The following is a 19,522-nucleotide window of genomic DNA, read 5'->3' on the forward strand; positions in this document are numbered from 1 at the left end:
ACGTGACGTTTCCAATGATGCACGAATCTACATGGGAACCGCGCACAAGCGCCACACTCACCTGTCCGATTTGAGGTGACGACCCCACCAAAATCCCATAGGATTTTCCTGTTCCAAGAAATATATCGTCATTTCGCTGATGGGGGATTTGACCAATGAAACTGTTCCTGAGCACGTTTCTTGTTGCCGCGCTTTTGGTGAGCACGGGTTTTACCGATGCGGCATTTGCTGACAGCTGGGAAAAACGCAAAGAGCTCGCCAAACGCTATACGCGCGAGCAAGACGCCAAAAAGCGGCTGAAGCTCGCCGACCAGCTCTGCAAGCTCGGCGAAGCCAAATTCTGCCTCTATGCCGTCACGGATGAACCATCACCCGAGAAGAAGGAAAAACGCCTGCGCGCCGTGTGCGATGCCCGTGCGCTTGACTGCGTCGAGGCTGCGGAAAGATATGCCCCTACACTGGCACTGCGCGACGAACTGCTGCAAACCGGATGCACCCGCGGCGCCAGCGAAGCCTGCGAAATACTTTTCTACGACCTTGCAACCCGAAGCGCGGACGGCAGCGATATCCCTAAGGCTCAAAACCTTGTGGCCCCCACCTGCCGCCGCAGCAGTAGTAACTTGAGTGACACGTGGACAAAAATATGCGCAGCCGCAAAGGACCTGAGCGAGCCAACCTCCCTCGCGTACCGCATTGCAGCGAAGACCGCGGAAGTGCGAAGCAGCCGGGAGTCCCTCGTTAACGCAGGTATCGCCCGTACGGGCAAGGTTGAGATTAATGGCGCCAATGCCGACACGTTGCTGCTCTGGTGTGAGGCCGGCAACATCGCCGCCTGCGACCAATATGTGCACAACGCACCATACACGGTTGAAAAGAACCGGAACTTCTACCTGCGCATGTGCAGCCTTGGCTCTGCCGCCGCCTGCGGGTCGGCGGATTCTGACGGCGCGCTCGAACGGGGCTGCTTCAAGCTTGGCTGGGATCATTTGTGTGAGAACTATTCGGCAAGATGGTCATCCAGTAACCCCGAAAAGGCAAAACTGGCTGCCGACGCACAGATGGTCGCCTGCGGTCTCAAGAATGATTTTGAATGTGCGTCTTATACCACTGTTGCCGCGCGCCTGGGGATCGAGCCCACGCCAGATGGCGGTAATCTGCCCACCATGGCGATCCTGAGCCACGAGGAGGCTGCACGTTTTGCCCGCTGGCGCGACAGGCGCCTGCCCGAAGGGGCCCATGAGGTTTGCCTCGTGCAGGAAGCCGACCGGCTGGCGGCGGCAGTGACACAAAATCCGGCGGCAAGCCGGCAAGCCCTCGATAACTTCTTGCGCAAATGTTCCGGTATTTATGACGCACGGGCCATGGCCAAAATTTGCCCGGCACGGGAAGAGCAGCCCGACGCCGGGCGGCTGGTTTGCGCCCTGCCCCAACTGGGCCTTGATACCCTCAAAGTGGGTGACCAGACGCTCGACGCCCGCTTCGCCAGCCTTCACTTCCAGTTCAGCTACCCGCGCATTCCGGGTAGCTCTATCACGCCGGACACTGTGTTCGGCAGCGCTGTATCCACCGCATCCGGCATGCAACCGCGTCTTTTCCCATGGGTAGGCAATACTCGCACAATCGGGATACTGCACGGCAAACCCTATTTCTTCTCCATCGAGGACAATATCATCCGGGTGATTGTGCCTAGCAGTTCGAGCGAAGTTGCCACGGCGCGAGACCCGTTTGGCTGGCCCTCGAATGGTGTCCTCTTTCAAACCTACAACTTGAACACCTTCATCTCACCTTACAGCAGCAGAAGTTCTGTGGAAGACCGCTTTAGCTGGGACGAAACCCGTGAGAACTGGGTGGCTGAAACCCGGATCACCTACACGCTCAATGAACCTGTCGAGGCGCTTCTCAAGCGCCTTGGCGACAAGGATATCTACTTCCTGCCTGTGCTGTTTGTGGATGAGTATCAGCAAGGCATCGTGCCATTCGCGTCCCAAGGCGAGATTGCCGAAGCTTATGGCCGCAGTTATTTCCGCCGCTTTTATGGCGGCGAGATAACGCCCGCAATCGCGAGCGCCATGCGCCAAGCCATGTTGCAACCCCCAGGCAGTACGATTGAAGAGGCATGCGGATACAGGCCTGGCGTGAACATAGGTGCGGTGCGCGGCGAATTTGGCGGGCTGAATGACGACCGCTACACCCTCTCCCGCCTCGAGGGGGAATATTACCAGCGGCTCGACTGGATGGACTGCGCTTTCCGTCACTACCGGGGAACACTGGCTGGCGCGCGTGACTATGCAAAGTCGCACGGCAGTGCACGACTGGACCAACCAGAACGCTGGATCGCTACCCGGCAAATGGAACACGCTTCCAACGTTGAAAAGCAGTTTGTCAGCGAACAGAAGGCTTTCGGCACTATTGGCGATCAGATGGGGCAGCTGTCAGAACAACTGAAGGAGCAGCGCCGCGCCACCCGCGCCGCCAACCGGCCGCGCGTAAGGCGTGAAACTGAGGGACAACGTTATATGCGCGCTATCGGCCCGGAACCGCATATGGAATGCCTTGCCCGGTCGACCACCTATGCCGCGCACCAGAACTGCTGGAACAACTGGCTGGGTGTCGACATGGATGCCGTAGCGCAGGATTATTACCAGTGGCATGACGATTATGAAGCCGCGCGGCGTGCCATGGAACAACAATGAAAAACGTGAGGCCGGGACGATGAATCCCGGCCTCTTTTTTTGCCTGTTAGGACTCCTAACGACTCGATTCGGACCTCAGGCTCTTCGCGGCGGATACCATGGCGCTGAGCGCGGGCTTCACCTCGTCCCATGCGCGGGTCTTGAGGCCACAATCCGGGTTCACCCAAAGTTGTTCCGGCTTCAAAACGGTGGCCGCTGCGGCTACTTTTTCGCGCAGTTCACCCGCTTCCGGGCACCTTGGTGAGTGGATGTCATAGACACCGAGGCCGATCTCGTTGCCATAGTCAAATTCGCGGAACACGCCGAGGAGCTCCATGCCGGATCGTGATGCTTCGATCGAGATAACATCGGCATCAAGCGCGGCGATAGACGGCAGGATGTCCTCGAACTCGGCATAACACATATGGGTGTGGATCTGCGTAGCCGCCCCCGCCGCACAGGCAGAGATGCGGAAGCAGTCCACCGCCCAATCAAGATAGCGCTGCCAGTCGGCCTGCCTGAGCGGCAAACCTTCCCTGAGGGCGGGTTCATCAATCTGGATGATGCCGATGCCCGCGGCCTCAAGGTCACGCACTTCGTCATGGATGGCGTAGGCAATCTGGCGGCAAGTCGCCTCTCGTGGCTGGTCGTCACGCACAAAGGACCACTGCAATATGGTCACAGGGCCCGTCAGCATGCCCTTCACCGGCCTGCTCGTCAGTGACTGGGCGTAAGCCGACCATTTCACCGTCATGGGCACGGGACGCGACACATCGCCAAAAATGATCGGCGGTTTGACGCAGCGCGAGCCGTAGGACTGCACCCACGCCTTTTTGGTGAAGATGAAGCCTTCCAGCAGCTCACCAAAATATTCCACCATGTCATTGCGCTCAAACTCACCGTGCACCAGCACGTCAAGTTCCACGTCTTCCTGAAAGCGGATGGCTTTCTCGGTTTCCGCACGGAGGAATTCGTCATACTGCGCATCTGAGATCACGCCTTTCCGGTAGGTAGCGCGCGCCTGCCGGACCGCCTGCGTTTGCGGGAAGGAGCCGATGGTGGTGGTAGGATAAGCAGGTAGGCCAAGTTTGGCTGCCTGCGCCTCTTCCCGCTCTGCGCGGGGGGCGCGGCCATCCAGTCGCTCGTTCGCGAGGCGGGCTGCCACCACCGGGCTATGCACCCGGCGCGACGCACGGCGTTCGGCCACCGCATCATCCGCGTCATGGAAGGCTGGGGCATAAGCTTCCCTGCCCTCATCAGCGGCACCGGCCAGCACCACCACTTCATCAAGCTTCTGCTGCGCGAACGCGAGCCAAGGGCGGATTTCCGCGTCCAGCGCTTCTTCCACATTCAGGTCCACCGGCACGTGAAGGAGCGAACAACTGGGCGCGACCTCAAGGAACTCGCTGCCCACAACGCTGCGTGCTTTCGCGGCCAACTTAAGCGCGGCGCTAAGGTCAGTGCGCCAGATATTGCGGCCATCCACCACGCCAAGGGACAGGGTTTTACCCCGCGGCCACAGGTCCAGCGCGCCATCGAGCTGTTCGGGCGCCCGCACGATATCGAGATGTAGGCCAGCGACAGGAAGCGTGAGCAGCGCAGGAAGCTTATCCGCGACGCTGCCAAAATAGGTTGCCAGCATGATATTGGGTGCCGCGCCCGCAAGCGCGCCGTAAGCCTTGGTGGCGGCCGCAAGCCAGTCATCACCCAGATCAAGGCAGAAGGCCGGTTCATCTACCTGCACCCAGCTCGCACCCGCGGCCTGAAGCGCGGCAAGAATTTCCGCATAAACCGGCAGCAGGCGGTCAAGGTAGTCAAGCGCGCCTTCGTCACCTGCCTTCACCTTGGCGAGGCGTAGGAAAGTAATGGGGCCAATGATCACCGGGCGGGCGTCAAAACCCTGCGCCTTGGCTTCCGTGAACTCATCCACAATGCGGCTATCGGCAAAGCTGAACGTGAGGTCCGGCGACAGTTCTGGCACAATATAGTGGTAATTGGTGTCGAACCATTTGGTCATTTCCATCGCCGGCAAGCCCGCCGTGCCGCGCGCCATGGCGAAATAGCGGGCGAACGGCGCGTCAAGCCCCTCCCCCCTATAACGTGCAGGCACAGCCCCCAAAGTGGTGATCATGTCCAGCATCTGGTCGTAGAAGGAAAAATCGCCACAGGGGATAATATCAAGCCCCGCATTCTTTTGCCGGGCCCAATGCGCACGGCGTAGTACTGCGCCCGTCGCCTCCAAATCCCGCGCGCGGGTTTTACCCGCCCAGAAGGCTTCAAGGGCGCGTTTCAGTTCACGGTCCCCACCGATGCGCGGGAAACCAAGGTTGGCAGATTTACTCATGATATTCAGTCCTCAATAAGGGACAAACTGATGCAAACGCACGCGCGCTTGCCGCGCATCAAAGATGCGGGACACACGGGTGCCATGCTCGAAATCGGGAAAGCGCCTTATGGGCGCGGGGGCATTCGTTTGCTCATCAGCTTATCTCCACCGGTTCACCCCGACCGGACACAAGATTAAAATTGCGCCGCAGGTAGGTCTCCTGGCTCGCGGACCATAGAATGCCCGCCTTCCCGGTGCATGCACACCAGTGGCAATTATGGGCATCCGTCTCCGCCAACAGTTGCGGGGGCAGCTTCGGACTGGGGCGCACATCCTGCACCCGGCACCGAATTCCCTGTTATTCCCTTGCGGGAACCAACGGCAAGAAAACAATATAAAGAAATCTTTATGTTTTCAAGAAAGATATAGTTGGCCAACAAAAAAGGGAGCCGAAGCTCCCTGAATTTTGTTCACTTGCGCCCGCGGCTTAGTCGTCGCGGTGTACCTTCTCGGCACGCTCATGCGCTTCTTGCGCTTCGATCGTCATGGTCGCGATCGGGCGCGCGTCAAGGCGCTTGAGGCTGATCGGCTCGCCGGTCACTTCACAGTAACCGTATTCACCGTTCTCGATCCGGCGCAGGGCGCTGTCGATCTTGGAAACCAGCTTGCGCTGGCGGTCGCGGGTGCGCAGTTCTACCGACCAGTCAGTCTCGGACGAGGCACGGTCCGCAATATCGGGCTCGCGCAGGTTGTCCTGCTGAAGGTTCTGCAGTGTTTCAGCGCTTTCGCGGAGAATATCTTTTTTCCAGGCTTCGAGTTTGCGCCGAAAATATTCGAGGTGGCGCGGGTTCATGAATTCTTCGTCTGGCGACGGCACATACCCCTCAGGCAATTCGGTCGCTGTCGCAGTTAAGGTTTCCGTCATTGTCACTCCCTAACAAATACACATTGCCAATACATACATATTGCCAGTCTTCGCCATAATCCCCCGAAGACCCGCGCCGTTATATAATGATTTCAGGCTAGGAGTACAAGGCGTAATAAAAACGTAGTGAAACTGCGGCTTTGCGCAAGATTGAAATAGCGGACAAGTCGTTGGAATTAAACGCCAAGTTTGGCCAGCTCAACTTCGGCCCGAAGTTCGATGTCGGCAAGCACGGCGTTGAGTTTTGCGTCTTCTGTCTTGCCGCGCTGATTCCTTGCGAGGTCAGCAAGGCCGCGAAGCTTCGTAATGGGGATGGAGCCGAGGAGCAGCCCTTTGCGGACTTCCTCAAGGATATCAAGCATTTCCTCAGCGCGCTTCAGGCCCTTTGAGCGGCTGTGCGTCGAGTCTGGCACTTCCTGCAGGGAAAGGAGCGAGTTTACAGGAGCAAGCGGGCTTGCCGCCGCCGCGCGGGCTGGTCCTTGCGCGGGGGCGCTGTCGTCAAGCGCGCCTGTGAATACGCTGCTGTCGCTCGAGGACGACTTGCGAGACGTCTTCTTGATCGTCTTGGACTGGATCTGACCGGGGCCTGTAATCTTCATGGCTACCAATTTATTCCTTGCACTAGGCGAGAGCAAGCCTTGCTACACCCATCCGGTAAATTTATCCATGTATATCTGAGCGCACTTAAAAAAACGTTACTTTTCAACATATTATCCAGAGCATCAATTTGGCACGGTCTTCGCATGTAAGGGGCATGAGAATTCATGTCCGGCAAATATGGCCGGGCGCGTTAAACCAAAGGTGCCGAACCATGTTGAAAAATTCACGCGTTCTGAAGCTGATCTCCGTCGCTGTCCTGAGCCTGGGTATTTCCCTGCCCAGCACGGCCGCCGGCACATCACGCATCAAGGATATTGTGTCCATCGAGGGCATTCGTGAAAACCAGCTGATCGGTTACGGCCTTGTGGTCGGCCTGAACGGTACGGGCGATACGCTCCGCAACACGCCTTATACGGAACAGAGCCTGACCTCGATGCTCGAGCGTCTTGGTGTCAACGCCAAGGGTGAGAGCATGCGGCCGGAGAACGTGGCTGCGGTGATGGTTACCGCCACCCTGCCCTCCTTCGCGCGCCAGGGTAACCGGATTGACGTGAACGTTTCCTCCATGGGTGACGCTGAAGACCTCAAGGGCGGTACGCTGATTGCAACGCCCCTGATGGGTGCGGACGGTGAAGTATATGCCGTGGCGCAAGGCGCTGTGGCTGTTGCCGGTTTCAGCGCATCGGGTGAAGCAGCCTCCATCGTGCAGGGCGTGCCGACCAACGGCCGTATCGCAAACGGTGCCATCGTTGAGCGTGAGATCGCGTTCGAGCTTTCCGACCTTACGTCGGTCAAGCTGTCGCTCCATAACCCGGACCTGACGACGGCAAAACGCATCACCAATGCCATCAACGACACCATGAAGTCCGACATGGCCCGCCTTCTTGACCCGGCGACGATCCAGCTGGACCGTCCGATCGGCTATGAACTGGCGCTTGTGGACATCCTCACCAATATCGAACAGATCATGATCGTGCCTGACCAGAAGGCAAAAGTGATCATTGATGAGCGCACCGGCATCATTGTTATGGGCTCTGAAGTGCGCATCAACTCGGTCGCCATCGCACAGGGTAACCTTACGATCAGCATCTCCGAACAGCCGCAAGTCTCGCAGCCTGGTGCTTTTGCCCAGGGCGGTCAGACCCAGGTTGTCCCGCGTAGCTCTGTCACGGTTGAAGAGACCGGCACGGAAAAACTGACCGTGCTGCCGCCAACCGTAACGCTGCAAGACCTCGTGGACGGCCTCAATGCCCTTGGCGTTGGCCCACGCGACATGATCTCCATCCTGCAGGCGGTTAAAGCTGCCGGCGCGATGCAAGCCGAAATTCAGGTGATGTAATGCAGACCCAGATGATCAATACGGCGCAAACGCAAGCGGTTGAGGCACAACTTGCCGCCGCACGCGGTGCCGCCGGTGGCCTGGGCTCTAACCTCACCGAGGAACAGAAACTCAAGGCCCGCGAAGCCGCAGAACAGTTTGAAGCCATCTTCATCGCGCAGATGCTGAACCCGATGTTCGAGACAATCGAGACCGACAGCCTGATGGGCGGCGGTCCAGCCGAAGGGGTTTACCGCTCGATGATGGTGGATGAGGCAAGCAAGTCCATCGCCAAAAAAGGCGGTATTGGCATTGCTGACAATGTTTACCGTGAACTTCTGAAAATGCAGGAGGCCTGATATGCCGCTTGATCCTCTACCGCTGAAGCCACAAACCAGCGACGCGCCGCCGCCGATCACCGGCCAGGGTGCGCAGCTCGTACGCCTGACCATTTCGCTGACAGAGCTTATCGCGCGCGAAACAGAACTTCTCAAGGCGCGCCGCCCGCGTGACGCCCAGAAGCTTCACGCCGAAAAAAGCCGCCTGATGGCCGAATACCGCGAAACGCTCAACCGCCTGCGGGTGAACGAGCAATCGCTTGGCCCCAAGGATTCGCCTGAGCGCAAATATATCCGCAAGCTGACGGACAAGTTCCGTGAAATGCTGCGTGATCATGCGCGTGTTGTGCTGCGCCTCAAGTCCGTGAGCGAAGGCCTTATCCGCAGCGTGGGCGAGGAAGTTTCCAAACGGAACCGCTCTGTTGTGGGTTACGGCAAAAATGCCGTGCAGTCGGCTGCGCGCGCACGTCCCACGTCGCTCAGCCTCAACCAGGTGATATGACGGGCGTTATTACCATACCGCAGGCAGCGCTTATGGCGCTGCTCAAACATGCCAATACCAGCACTGCCCGCCTGCCGGATGTCCCGGGACGCGGGCAGTTTCAGCATGAACTGTTGAGCTTTCAGCGCGCCACAACAAGCGCGCCCCAGATGAATACCCAGCTTGTTTCCTCAATGCGCCCATCGGTCTTCATTCCTGAAATTCAGGGCGCAGGCGCTTGCGCACCCACCACAACCCCAAAGCGTGGTGAAGCGAAGAAAAAAGACAAGCCGACTTCCGGCTCGGGCGGTGCCCGCCAGGCCGCCCCGCGCCGCTAGGCGCCACGCGGCACAATTTTCTCACATCCCAAAAGTCGTGCCACCCGGCAGATGTTGCTCTTTTTGCCGCACCCGCTCATGAGAATGTCCTGACTCATTTTTCCTCCCTTTGTGGCAAAAGATTCCAACGTTAAAAATAACTGTTATTTTTCAATATGTTACAACAATAAAAAACTGGCACACCTATTGCAATTAAGCAGGCAAGCCGAATTGGACGGCCGGGAAATATGTCATGAGAGGAGAGGTTAAATGACCTTTTCAATTAACGTAAACGCTAGTGCACTTGACGCACTCCGTAACTTGAACCTGACCAACAAGCAGTTGGAAACCACTCAGACCCACATCAACACGGGCCTGAAAATTTCCTCCGCAAAAGATAACGCAGCAGTCTTCTCAATCGCGCAGAAGTTGCGCGGCGACCTGAAAGGCCTGAACGCTGTTAAACAGTCACTCGACCGTGGTATCTCCACCGTTGACGTGGCACTTGCAGCCGCTGGTGCGATCTCCGACCTGCTTCTCGAGATGAAAGAGAAAGCGGTTGCCGCAGCAGACCAAGGCCTTGATACGATCAGCCGCGACGCGCTGAGCCAGGACTTTACTGCCCTTCGTGACCAGATCACGACCATCGTTGAAAACGCTACGTTCAACGGCACCAACCTGATTGACGGCGGCACCGACGCTATCGTTGCCATCACCAACGCTGATGCGACCCAGACGCTGACGGTAAGCCACCAGACGCTGACACTGGGCAGCACCAATATTCCGATCACCGCGACCCAGGCAATTTCGACCCAGTCGTCGGCTTCTGCCGCCGTGTCGAACATCACGGACGCGATCAACAACCTCAACGGTGTGCTGACCCGCCTTGGTTCCGGCTCGACCGCGCTTGAACAGAACCGCTCCTTCGCTGGCAAACTGGCGGATGTGATCGAAGTCGGTATCGGTAACCTTGTTGACGCCGATATGGCCAAAGAAAGTGCGAACTTGCAGGCCTTGCAGGTGAAACAGCAGCTCGGCGTACAGGCGCTCTCGATCGCCAACCAGTCGCCGCAAGCAATTCTTTCCCTCTTCCAGGGTTAAGAGCCGCCTGATGGCTGACACTCATGACATTTCCCGATACGTGCAAACCGGGGCCAAAAAGGCCCCGGCCAGCACGGTCAAAATGTCGTATGAGCCAGAAAATTCAGAAAGGCGGCGTGCCTTTCAGCGAAATGCCAAGTTTTCAGTACATTCCAGCGCGGCATCACATGCCCCAGCGCCCTACAGAACGTCCTTCAGCGCCGCAACCACGCGCGCTACATCCGCATCCGTCATCGCCGGGTAGATCGGCAAACTGAGCACCCGCTCATAATAGGCTTTTGCCCCCGGATAATCCGCTTCCCCGTATAGATCCAGATAGTAAGGCTGCCACGGCACCGGCAAATAATGCACCTGCGTGCCAACGCCATGCGCCTGAAGTGCCCGCATTACAGCACCGCGCTCACGGCCCGCAGCGTCAAAATCAATCAGCACCGGATAAAGATGCCAGCCCGAGGCGGCAAGCTTGGTCCTGCGTACCGGCTTCAACTGGTTCGACATGCTGGCAAACGCCTTGTCATACTGCTCGGCAATTTGTGCACGGCGGGCCACAAAGCCCTCAAGTTTCGTGAGCTGGCTTAGCCCCAGTGCGCACTGCATGTCTGTCGCACGGTAGTTATAGGCCAGTTCCTGCATTTCATAATACCAGGGGTTGGCCTCGCCTGTGCTGTCAAAGCCCTGCTCGGCCACTTTCCAGCGGTCGCTGTCGCGCTCCATATCATGGCCGCGAAGCTGGCGCATGCGGCGCGCCGCTTTGGCATCATTGGTGGTCACCACCCCGCCCTCGCCCATGGCGATGGATTTAACCGGGTGGAGCGAGAAGCAGGCAAAATCTTCAAACTGCCCGTCACCCGGGTGGCCGCCTTGCATATAGGTGGCACCAAGCGCATGGCAGCAGTCGGTAATGATGGCCGCGCCCACACGCTCCGCCACTGCTTTCACGTCATCCATGTCGACACACTGGCCATTGAGGTGCACCGGCATAATGGCCTTCACCGTGCCACCCGCGCGCGCTATAGCGTCCTCAAGTGTTTCCGCGGTCATGAGGCCGGTGTCAGCGTCCACGTCAGCGAACACAACATCACCGCCGCACATGCGCACCACATTGGCGGTTGAAAGGAAAGTGACAGCAGGCACCACAACCTTGTCGCCGGGGCCAATACCCGCCGCCAGCGCCGCCAGATGCAGCGCCGTTGTGCCGTTTGAGCACACGATCGCTTCCTTCGCCCCCACGGCGTCAGCAAACGCCGCTTCAAATTCGGTAACCTTGGGGCCGCATGTCAGCATGCCGTGCCTTAGCACATCAACGACGGCGGCAATATCGTCCTCGTCAATCTGATGGCGGCCATAGGGCAGGAAAGATTGGCTCATGGTGATTTGTGGCTATTCGCCACCCTCGGGAATAGTGGCCAGAATGTCGCGCAGCTCATCAACCGTCAGCCAGTCGTCATTCTTGTCGCTCGAATACTCGAAGCCTTCCGGGGTGGTCTTGTAGCCCTTCTCCACCAGATTGGTGCGGTCCCAGAAGTGCCATTCGGGCTCGATCACATAACGGTCGTCCATATCCACCGTGTGGCTGGCGTTATGTTCGGTGATCATGATCTCATGCAGCTTTTCACCGGGGCGGATGCCCACATTCTTGATCGCCATGCCGGGCGACAGCGCTTCCACAAGGTCTGGCAGCCGCATGCTCGGGATCTTGGGCACAAAAATCTCACCGCCCTGGATGATCGGCATGCACGACAGCGTGAAATTCACCGCCTCCTCCAGCGTGATCCAGAACCGGGTCATGCGCAGGTCGGTGATCGGCAGCTCGGTCGCGCCCTTCTTCAAAAGGTCGCGGAAGAACGGGATCACACTGCCGCGTGAGCCCAGCACGTTGCCGTAGCGCACCACGGCAAAGCGGGTACCCGTCGCAGCGGCGAGCGAGTTTGCCGCCACAAAAATCTTGTCCGACGCCAGCTTACTGGCGCCATACAGGTTGATGGGGTTCACCGCCTTGTCGGTCGACAGCGCAATCACCTGCTTCACGCCAGCGCGGATCGAGGCCTGCACCACATTCTCCGCGCCAATCACGTTGGTGCGGATACATTCAAACGGGTTATATTCCGCCAGCGGCACCTGTTTCTGCGCTGCCGCATGCACCACAACATCCACGCCGCGCATTGCCATCACCAAGCGGTCCATGTCGCGCACGTCACCGATGAAAAAACGTACTTTTTTCACATGTTCTTCAGGAAGCGAGTTTTGCAGCAGGAAATGATTATATTCGCCGCGGGCAAAAATGATCACCCGGCGCGGGTTATGGTCACGGAGGATAGCTTTCAGCAGCATCTTGCCGAACGAGCCCGTGCCCCCTGTGATCAGGATGGACTTGCCGTTCAGGTCGGTTTTTGATGTGTCAAAGCTCTTGATAGCCATGGGCCGCTCCCCTTGAACCTTCATATGCGCCAAAGACTAGCACCGCAAAAGGGCGCTTCAAAGAACTTCTTTATATTTGAGGGCTTTAGGAGTGCCGTACCAGACGAATGCGGTAGCGAATATATGGTCGCCCGATGTGGGCGCGGAGGTCTTCGTCGCTGCGGGAAGCGGTCTCGTCAGTTTCGCGGAGGGTGATGGCGGCGCGGGCGAAAAAGCTGTCGCCCACTGCCTCGCACTGAATGAGGCCGGCGCCCGCGGCGTCTGTCCGGTCCATCTCCACCCTTACGGCGTGCCTGTCGTCGCCCAGTTCCACATAGCCGCCAGTCATGCCAAGCCCCGTCGAGGCCGAGACAAGGCGCGAGACATGGTTGCCGTGGTTCACGGTCACCATACCGCGCTGCCAAAGCGCGTGACGGTCCGGCGTGCGGCCACCGTTATGCGCTTGATAATACAGCTTTTTCCGGTTGAAGGCGCGTGGGTTAAGGGTCACATGCGCCATGCGTTTGGGGCCGGGCATGGGCTTATCGGAAAGGCCGACATAACAGACCTCAAGCATATGGTCCTCAGGAAAATAGGTGATCTGTTTCTCGACAGGCCCAAAGCTTGTGTCGATCACCGCATAGACCTGAACGCCGCCGCGCTCCTCGTCATAGCCCCACGTCGGCTGGCAGCGCTGCAGGTCTGTCACCTTGTGGGCATTCAGCGGTTCGGCAACCAGATGACCGCTATAGAAGTCAGCGCCATACGCTATGTCTTCATAAAAGCCATGCGCCATGGTGCCAATCAGCCCGTTTGGTGATGGTGCGCCCGCCACATAGGGTTCGATGGAACCATAGCCAAAACTGTGTATCGCCATGCCGCGATAAAGGTTCAGCATCAGGTGACCATCGTCGGTCTCGATGCCGAGAAAACGGTTGTCGGGCAGCACGCGAATATGGGACGGAATTTCCGCACAGTTTCCGCACAGTTTCCGCACAGTGTGCGGCAGCGGCGAAAGGCTATTTCGCAAGGATTTCCAACGCTTTTCGGTGATATGGGTACGAAAATCGCTTGCCCACATTTCGCACAGTTTTTGCCACTCTTGCGGGTCTTTCACGCCTTCCGCGCGCATTTTTTCAAACAGCCGCCAGCAGTAGGTATTGAGGCCAAGGTCATCACGCCCCGTCACGGCCCAGCGCAGGATATTATATTTGCGCTGTTTCTTGACCGGCACCGGTGCCGCCGCGCTCTCAAGCCGGATGGGCTCAGCCCCCTCGTCCACCAACGCCAGCGCCTCGCTCGGCAGCCCAAGTTTGACCACACCGCTTGCCTTAAGCGCTTGAAGGAGAAGACGAATTCTCTCCGCCTCCAGCGCGCCACCAGCCATGGCGGCTTCGGTATTAAAGCGCCCGGGGCGGTAATCGAAAATCTCGGCGTCGCTCGTATAAACCGGCAGCGCCTTCACCCCGTTTTCGATCTGGAGCGTCAGGAACTCAAAATATTCCTCGGCGTCAATCTCCCCATGGGCATAGCGCTGGAATTTCTGGAACGATATGGCATCCGACCAAACCACAGGCATGACGCACTCGTCTGCACCAATAACCCTTTGAGGGATATGGTATTTTTCTCGCCCCCATTCCTTGTGGTGGCTCGCGGGCTCGGCCCAATCCATCATGATGGCGTCAAAACCGGCGGCTTTATATAGCGGCAGAATACCGGGCGCGTAGGCCTGTTCGTTAATCAGCGCAATCCTCGGGCGTACGCCCACAAGGCGTTCATAGTCTTCAAGGCCAAGCTTCAGGTTCCACTCGGTCATCTCAGGCGGCACAAGGGGTGCGATCATCTGCACGTGCCCGCTCGCGATCATCTCAACCGCGCCATTAGCCACAAGTTTCCGCAATGATGTCAGCCAGTTAGCGTCCACACGCTGGATAGCTTCGAGGGTATAGCCGGTGGCTTCGATGCCGATCGGGAAACCAGCCTCGGCGAGCTTCAGGAGCGGCCAGTAGCAGCGCTCCACAATGGTCGCGTGGTCTTCTTCCTCAACGGAGGAGAAGGCAAGGTTCAGATGGAAGGCGGTATATGAAAGAATGCCCGACAAGGAAGCCCCTTCTCTTTTCAGACACAGTCCACCTTAAGGGCGAAGGCGTCAAGGGCTCTTTCAGCATTTTCAATGGCTTGGCGGCGATCATTGCCTGTCGCCTGCACCATGGCGACAGACGCCGCCGCATTCATTGCGCCGCCAATTTCATCGCCAATCTCGCACCAGCTATCGAAAGCGAGCACGCCGGGCGATGCCATGACGTCAGTCGCGCTTGCAAAGGATTTTATGGTTCCGCATTCGGGGATGAGCCAGCGTGTCGTGACCGGTCGGTGATATTTTTCCCGCCAGTCCAACGGGTTAAGCGCCTCACCCAGCGCCGTCCGTGCCGACGCTTCAACAAGGTCAATGCCGGTCGAGAGTGGAATCTGGTGGGTACAAAAATAACCGCCCGACAGGCGCGCGGCGAGCTCGATAATATAAGCCCTGCCCTCATGCACCACAATATCACCTTTGACGATGCCGCGGTCGATCCCAAGCGCCTGCGCGCCTTTGCTGACCAGGTCAGCGATTTCAGCCTTCATTGCATCCGGCAGCGACGACGGCATGTCACCCCCATTTTCCACAATGAAAGGGGCATAGCGGTCAAGAAATTCATAGGAGCGGTCGGACATGGCGGGCGTAATCGCCTCACCGCCAATCACGATGCTTTCGGTACTAACCTGCGGGCCGGAAAGGTATTTCTCCGCCATCACCTGCCCGCCGGGCGAGTTCGTGAGGGCATAGTCATAGGCCCATGCAAGATCACCCTGCTCGTCCATCAGGCTTACGCCCTTGGAACCACGGCTGTCGGTTGGCTTGATAACCAGTCGCCCCCAATCCGCAGCTGCGGCCTTGAGGTCGTCAAGGGAGCCGATTGCCCTGTACGGCGGTACCGGTACGCCAGACTCGGTGAAACGGTCTTTCATCGAGAGCTTGTTGACCGTGAGGTCCGCACTTGTGACCGGAATGCCCGGTAAGCCCAGCTTTTCGGCGATCCGCGCCACTATATGGGGCACATCACAGGCGAGGCACATCACTCCGTCAATCGGTGTATGGGCATGAAATTCAAGCACTGCCGGGATGCACTGGTCAGCATGATATACACTCGCGAGGATGCGGTGTGTGGTGAATTCGAAGCCGGGCGCTTCTTTGTCCATGTCGCAAACAACAAGCTCAAAGCCAAGCGCCTTCAGGCGTTTAAGCCCTTCTGCTGCCTGCCTGCTGCCGCCAAGAACAAGGAGCCGTTTCATCAGAAATACAGGCCGCCGTTCACGTTGATGGTCTGTGCGGTGATATAGCTTGAGCGGTCACTGGCGAGGAACACTGCGGTTTCCGCGACCTCTGCGGGTTCCGCAAAACGCTTCATCACCACCTGTTCCGCCGCAGCCTTCACCGCTGGGTTACTGAGCGCATTGGCTGCCATCTCCGACGCCACAAGACCCGCCGCGAGCGTATTGCTGCGGATGCCATCCTTGGCGAGAAAACGCGCGATCACTTGGCCGAGCGAGATAAGCCCCGCCTTGCTGGCGGCATAATGCGCCGTGCGCGGCCCGCCGTACTGGCCGGAGACCGAGCCGATATGGATCACGCTCGCGCTGCCCGAGGCGCGCAAAAGCCCAAGCGCTTCCTGGGTGACCACAAACGGCCCTTTGAGGTTTACACCAAGGATTTCATCCCAGTCCTCGTCGGTGATCTTGTCAAAGTCCTCAGGCTTGTTGATGCCTGCATTATTGACGAGCACGTCGAGTTTGCCGACGTCCGCCTCAATCTTCGTGAACACGGCCTTAAGCGCCGCGCGGTCACGCACGTCCGCCTGGAAGGCACGGTCTGCCGACAGGCCACATTCCACACATGTTGCCGTAGCCGCGTCCTTGTTCGATGCATAGGTAAAATAAACATCGGCGCCCTCGCGCACAAAGGCTTCCACGATGGCTTTGCCGATGCCGCGACTACCGCCGGTGACCAGTGCAACTTTACCCTTGAGTTCCATGAATGGCCCCTATTTCACCAGCGCGCGGCAGGCTTTGACAATCGCCGCGGCGTCAATTTCAAACATGGCTGGCAGTTCGTTATGCTCGCCCGATTTGCCGAAGCGGTCTTTCACGCCAACAAATTTCATGCGTGCAGGCGCATGTTCGGCAAGGCATTCCGCCACTGCGCTGCCCATACCGGCCATGATGTTATGGTCTTCGGCCGTCACAACACCGCCAGTCTCGGTCGCGGCGGCCACCATTTCGTCGACATCAATTGGCTTGATGGTCGCGAGATTGACAACCCGGACCGAGACGCCCTCACCTTCCAAGGTTTTGGCGGCTTCAAGCGCACGAGCAACCATTACGCCAGTCGCGACCACAGTCACATCCGTGCCCTCGCGCAAGCGGTGCGCCTTGCCGATCTTGAAGTCATGGTCAGCGCCATACACCACTGGTGTCGGGCTGCGGCCAATACGCATGTAAACCGGGCCTTTGTGGTCAAGGATCGCCCTGAAGGCGTGCATAAATTCGTTCGCGTCCGCCGGGCTGATCACTGTCACGTCCGGGATCGCACGCATGGTGGCGAAATCCTCGAGCATCTGCGCAGTCGCGCCGTCCGGCCCGACGTCGAGACCATTGTGCGAACAACAGAGCTTCACGTTGCGGCCGGCGTAGGCAATGGCGGTGCGGAACTGTTCGTGCGCGCGCATGCAGCCGAAGGCCGCAAAGGTGGACACCACCGGGATAAGCCCTGTGTCGGCCACACCAGCGGCTGCGGCCATCATATTCTGTTCGGCAATACCAAACTGCATCACGCGGTCAGGGTGCGCGCCGACAAGGGGCTTGGCACCGGTGCCACCAGCCACGTCAGCATCCAGAAGCACCCAGTCGTTCCGCGCTCCGGCCTCATGCACCAGAATGCGGCCAAAAGCCTCACGGACAGAGACTTCCTTGCCCTTTTCAAAATAGCCAAGCTCGCTCATCACGCTGACTCCAGCTCTTTAAGGGCGTCCGCCAGTTCCTGATCTTTCATCGTAACGCTGCCATGCCAGTAAAGGACACCCTCCATGAAGGAGACACCCTTACCTTTGACCGTGTCAGCGACAATGAACGTAGGCTTGCCTTTAACGGTTTTGCCTTCATCGAGCGCAGCTTTGATCGCCGATGTGTCATGCCCGTCAATCGCAATGGTATGCCAGCCGAAGTTCGAGACCTTTGCGGCCACGTCGCCAAGCGAAAGCTGGGTTTCAACCGGCGCGTCGCCCTGCAGCTTGTTACCGTCATAAATGACGACAAGATTGTCCATGCCCTTGAACCCCGCGCACATGATGGCTTCCCAGGTATTGCCTTCCTGCAGGTCACCGTCCCCCACAATCACGTGGGTGCGGAAGGATTTGCCGAGATGCTTCGCGCCCAAAGCCATGCCAAGCGCCTGGCTGAGCCCCATACCAAGGGAGCCAGACGGCGCGTCGACACCCGGGATGCGGTAATCAGGGTGGCCTTCCATGATGCTGTCGATCCGGCGCAAGGTTTTGGCTTCCTCCACCGGGAAATAACCACGAAGCGCAAGGGCCGCATAAAGTGCCGGACACGCATGCCCCTTTGAGAGCACAAAACGGTCCCTGTCCAGCCCGTCTGGCGCGCTTGGGTCAACGTTCATGGTATCGAAATAGAGAACCGCCAGCATATCGGCGATCGACAGGCTGCCGCCTGGATGGCCCGACCGTGCTGCATGGATTGCCTCAAGCGAAACCCGGCGGATTTCGCGCGCCTTCTCGTTGAGATCGTTCCTGATGGTCATGTGATGTGTCCCCGGAATTCTTGTATCGGGTGGCCCCAGCCACCCGCCCCTTTAAACGGTATTATGAGTTGCGAAGCAATTGCTGAATATCGGTTCGGCCAAGCTTCTGGCGGTCGTCCACACGGCCGCTCCAGTCCCAGTCAATACAGTCGCTGCAGACACAGCTTTTGGGAATGCTGTTGGTGATATGCTGCCCGCGAAGCGCCGCCATTTTTTCGTTCTGCCAGGCTTCGGCAATCGTCATATCCTTGATATTGCCAACCGAAAGCTCACCATCAATATTCTGGCTGCAGGGCACCAGTTCACCGTTCGATAGCACTACAAGACGTAGCCAAAGCTGGCGGCATGGCAGGCGGTCTTTCTGGTCCCGGTCCATGATGCTGCCCGAGTTCGGGTCTGCCTGTTCCTTGCGGATGGGAGCGCGGCCGATATAGTCAAACTGCGGACTGATATGGAAATGGTTCACGCGGTCGCGCCATTTTTCCTGATATTCGGCGATCTCTTCATCGGTCTCGCTGGTGCGCACATAGGTCATGGAAACCCATGGGTTCTTGCGGCCGTGTTTTTCCTTGTAGTAGAGCAGCCGGTCGAGATTGCGGATCACCCGTTCATAACTGTCGGTGCCGCGGATCTTCGCGTAATTCTCGCGGTCGCGGCCCTCAAACGAGATATGGATGCTATCAAGCCCATCGGTCACCAGTCGTTCAATCTCACTATCCTTGATCGTGGTGAGATTAGTGGTGACGGAAACGAGTGGAATGCCCTTTTCCTTGGCGTATTTGATGTAATCAATCGTCTTCCGGTTCATGAAGGGCTCACCAAAGAAGAAGAAGTGCGTGGCATATACGCCAAATTCCGCACATTCGTTGATGGCCTTCATGGCCACGTCTTCCTCAATGGCGTTCACACTCCGCTTCATGTCCGGGTGTACGCACATCACGCAGGTCTGGTTGCAGTTGTTCGTCGGCTCAATATGAACCGTGAACGGAATTTTTGTGTTCAGCTTCAGGTTATAGGCAAGCTGGTTGAGGCGCTGATATTCTTCCCGCGTGCGAGGCACAAAGCCCGAAAGGCTCTTGATCTCATCCGCCGTCAGGAAATCGCTAATATACTTCATTCAGCTTACTTTCTGTTGTTGGTGCAGTAGCAGCCTACAGCTGCCTGAAAAATAACGCAAAAACTACGCCAAC

General features: G+C 58.0%; 17 protein-coding genes and 1 riboswitch. Of the genes, 6 read left to right on the plus strand and 11 right to left on the minus strand.

The window, feature by feature from the left end:
- Nucleotides 1-155 precede the first annotated feature (155 nt).
- On the plus strand, nt 156-2,693 hold the full coding sequence (locus B150_RS0116280) for a hypothetical protein (RefSeq protein WP_020401012.1): 2,538 nt from the start codon (nt 156-158) through the stop codon (nt 2,691-2,693).
- Nucleotides 2,694-2,748: 55 nt separating this feature from the next.
- On the opposite strand, the gene metE is transcribed toward B150_RS0116280, so the two are convergent.
- From metE to B150_RS0116295, 3 genes are all read right to left on the minus strand, one after another.
- Nucleotides 2,749-5,016, minus strand: a complete 2,268-nt coding sequence (gene metE / locus B150_RS0116285; RefSeq protein WP_020401013.1) for a 5-methyltetrahydropteroyltriglutamate--homocysteine S-methyltransferase — start codon at nt 5,014-5,016, stop codon at nt 2,749-2,751.
- Between the two features lie 175 nt (nt 5,017-5,191).
- A riboswitch (cobalamin riboswitch) is annotated at nt 5,192-5,393 on the minus strand.
- Nucleotides 5,394-5,485: 92 nt separating this feature from the next.
- Nucleotides 5,486-5,923, minus strand: coding sequence for an RNA polymerase-binding protein DksA (gene dksA / locus B150_RS0116290; protein WP_020401014.1), 438 nt, complete (start codon nt 5,921-5,923; stop codon nt 5,486-5,488).
- A 176-nt stretch (nt 5,924-6,099) separates the two neighbouring features.
- Nucleotides 6,100-6,522 (minus strand): flagellar assembly protein FliX, encoded by a 423-nt coding sequence (locus B150_RS0116295; protein WP_020401015.1) that lies wholly within the window; start codon nt 6,520-6,522, stop codon nt 6,100-6,102.
- A 212-nt stretch (nt 6,523-6,734) separates the two neighbouring features.
- On the opposite strand from B150_RS0116295, the gene B150_RS0116300 reads away from it, so the two are divergent.
- The 5 genes from B150_RS0116300 (at nt 6,735) to B150_RS0116320 (ending at nt 10,078) form a co-directional block, all read left to right on the plus strand.
- The gene (locus B150_RS0116300) at nt 6,735-7,862 is read left to right on the plus strand and encodes a flagellar basal body P-ring protein FlgI (RefSeq protein WP_020401016.1); all 1,128 of its coding nucleotides are present in this window, start codon (nt 6,735-6,737) and stop codon (nt 7,860-7,862) included.
- Nucleotides 7,862-8,200, plus strand: coding sequence for a rod-binding protein (locus tag B150_RS0116305; protein ID WP_025896087.1), 339 nt, complete (start codon nt 7,862-7,864; stop codon nt 8,198-8,200). Before B150_RS0116300 ends, B150_RS0116305 begins: the two co-directional genes overlap by 1 nt.
- 1 nt (nt 8,201) lies before the next feature.
- Nucleotides 8,202-8,681: a hypothetical protein gene (locus B150_RS0116310; RefSeq protein ID WP_020401018.1), complete on the plus strand. Its 480-nt coding sequence runs from the start codon at nt 8,202-8,204 to the stop codon at nt 8,679-8,681.
- Nucleotides 8,678-8,998 (plus strand): hypothetical protein, encoded by a 321-nt coding sequence (locus B150_RS0116315; protein ID WP_155860110.1) that lies wholly within the window; start codon nt 8,678-8,680, stop codon nt 8,996-8,998. Before B150_RS0116310 ends, B150_RS0116315 begins: the two co-directional genes overlap by 4 nt.
- Nucleotides 8,999-9,247: 249 nt before the next feature.
- A complete protein-coding gene (locus B150_RS0116320; protein ID WP_020401020.1) occupies nt 9,248-10,078 on the plus strand; it encodes a flagellin in 831 nt (276 codons plus the stop codon).
- Between the two features lie 180 nt (nt 10,079-10,258).
- Here B150_RS0116320 and pseC read toward each other — a convergent pair whose 3' ends face one another.
- From pseC to B150_RS0116360, 8 genes are all read right to left on the minus strand, one after another.
- Nucleotides 10,259-11,446 carry a UDP-4-amino-4,6-dideoxy-N-acetyl-beta-L-altrosamine transaminase gene (gene pseC, locus B150_RS0116325; RefSeq protein ID WP_020401021.1) on the minus strand — a complete coding sequence of 396 codons (1,188 nt, stop codon included), beginning with the start codon at nt 11,444-11,446 and terminating at the stop codon, nt 10,259-10,261.
- A 12-nt stretch (nt 11,447-11,458) separates the two neighbouring features.
- Nucleotides 11,459-12,496, minus strand: coding sequence for a UDP-N-acetylglucosamine 4,6-dehydratase (inverting) (gene pseB, locus B150_RS0116330; protein WP_020401022.1), 1,038 nt, complete (start codon nt 12,494-12,496; stop codon nt 11,459-11,461).
- A gap of 85 nt (nt 12,497-12,581) precedes the next feature.
- Nucleotides 12,582-14,576 (minus strand): hypothetical protein, encoded by a 1,995-nt coding sequence (locus B150_RS21585; protein ID WP_020401023.1) that lies wholly within the window; start codon nt 14,574-14,576, stop codon nt 12,582-12,584.
- 17 nt (nt 14,577-14,593) lie between these two features.
- Nucleotides 14,594-15,808, minus strand: a complete 1,215-nt coding sequence (locus B150_RS21590; protein ID WP_020401024.1) for an ATP-grasp domain-containing protein — start codon at nt 15,806-15,808, stop codon at nt 14,594-14,596.
- Nucleotides 15,808-16,548, minus strand: coding sequence for an SDR family NAD(P)-dependent oxidoreductase (locus B150_RS0116345; protein ID WP_020401025.1), 741 nt, complete (start codon nt 16,546-16,548; stop codon nt 15,808-15,810). Before B150_RS0116345 ends, B150_RS21590 begins: the two co-directional genes overlap by 1 nt.
- A 9-nt stretch (nt 16,549-16,557) precedes the next feature.
- Nucleotides 16,558-17,514: a transketolase family protein gene (locus tag B150_RS0116350; protein ID WP_020401026.1), complete on the minus strand. Its 957-nt coding sequence runs from the start codon at nt 17,512-17,514 to the stop codon at nt 16,558-16,560.
- Nucleotides 17,514-18,332, minus strand: a complete 819-nt coding sequence (locus tag B150_RS0116355; protein WP_020401027.1) for a transketolase — start codon at nt 18,330-18,332, stop codon at nt 17,514-17,516. The genes B150_RS0116350 and B150_RS0116355 overlap by 1 nt, the downstream gene beginning before the upstream one ends.
- 61 nt (nt 18,333-18,393) lie before the next feature.
- Nucleotides 18,394-19,449 (minus strand): radical SAM protein, encoded by a 1,056-nt coding sequence (locus tag B150_RS0116360; RefSeq protein WP_020401028.1) that lies wholly within the window; start codon nt 19,447-19,449, stop codon nt 18,394-18,396.
- Between the last annotated feature and the right edge of the window lie 73 nt (nt 19,450-19,522).

Origin of the sequence: Kordiimonas gwangyangensis DSM 19435 = JCM 12864 (assembly GCF_000375545.1) — a bacterium.
GTDB lineage: Bacteria > Pseudomonadota > Alphaproteobacteria > Sphingomonadales > Kordiimonadaceae > Kordiimonas > Kordiimonas gwangyangensis.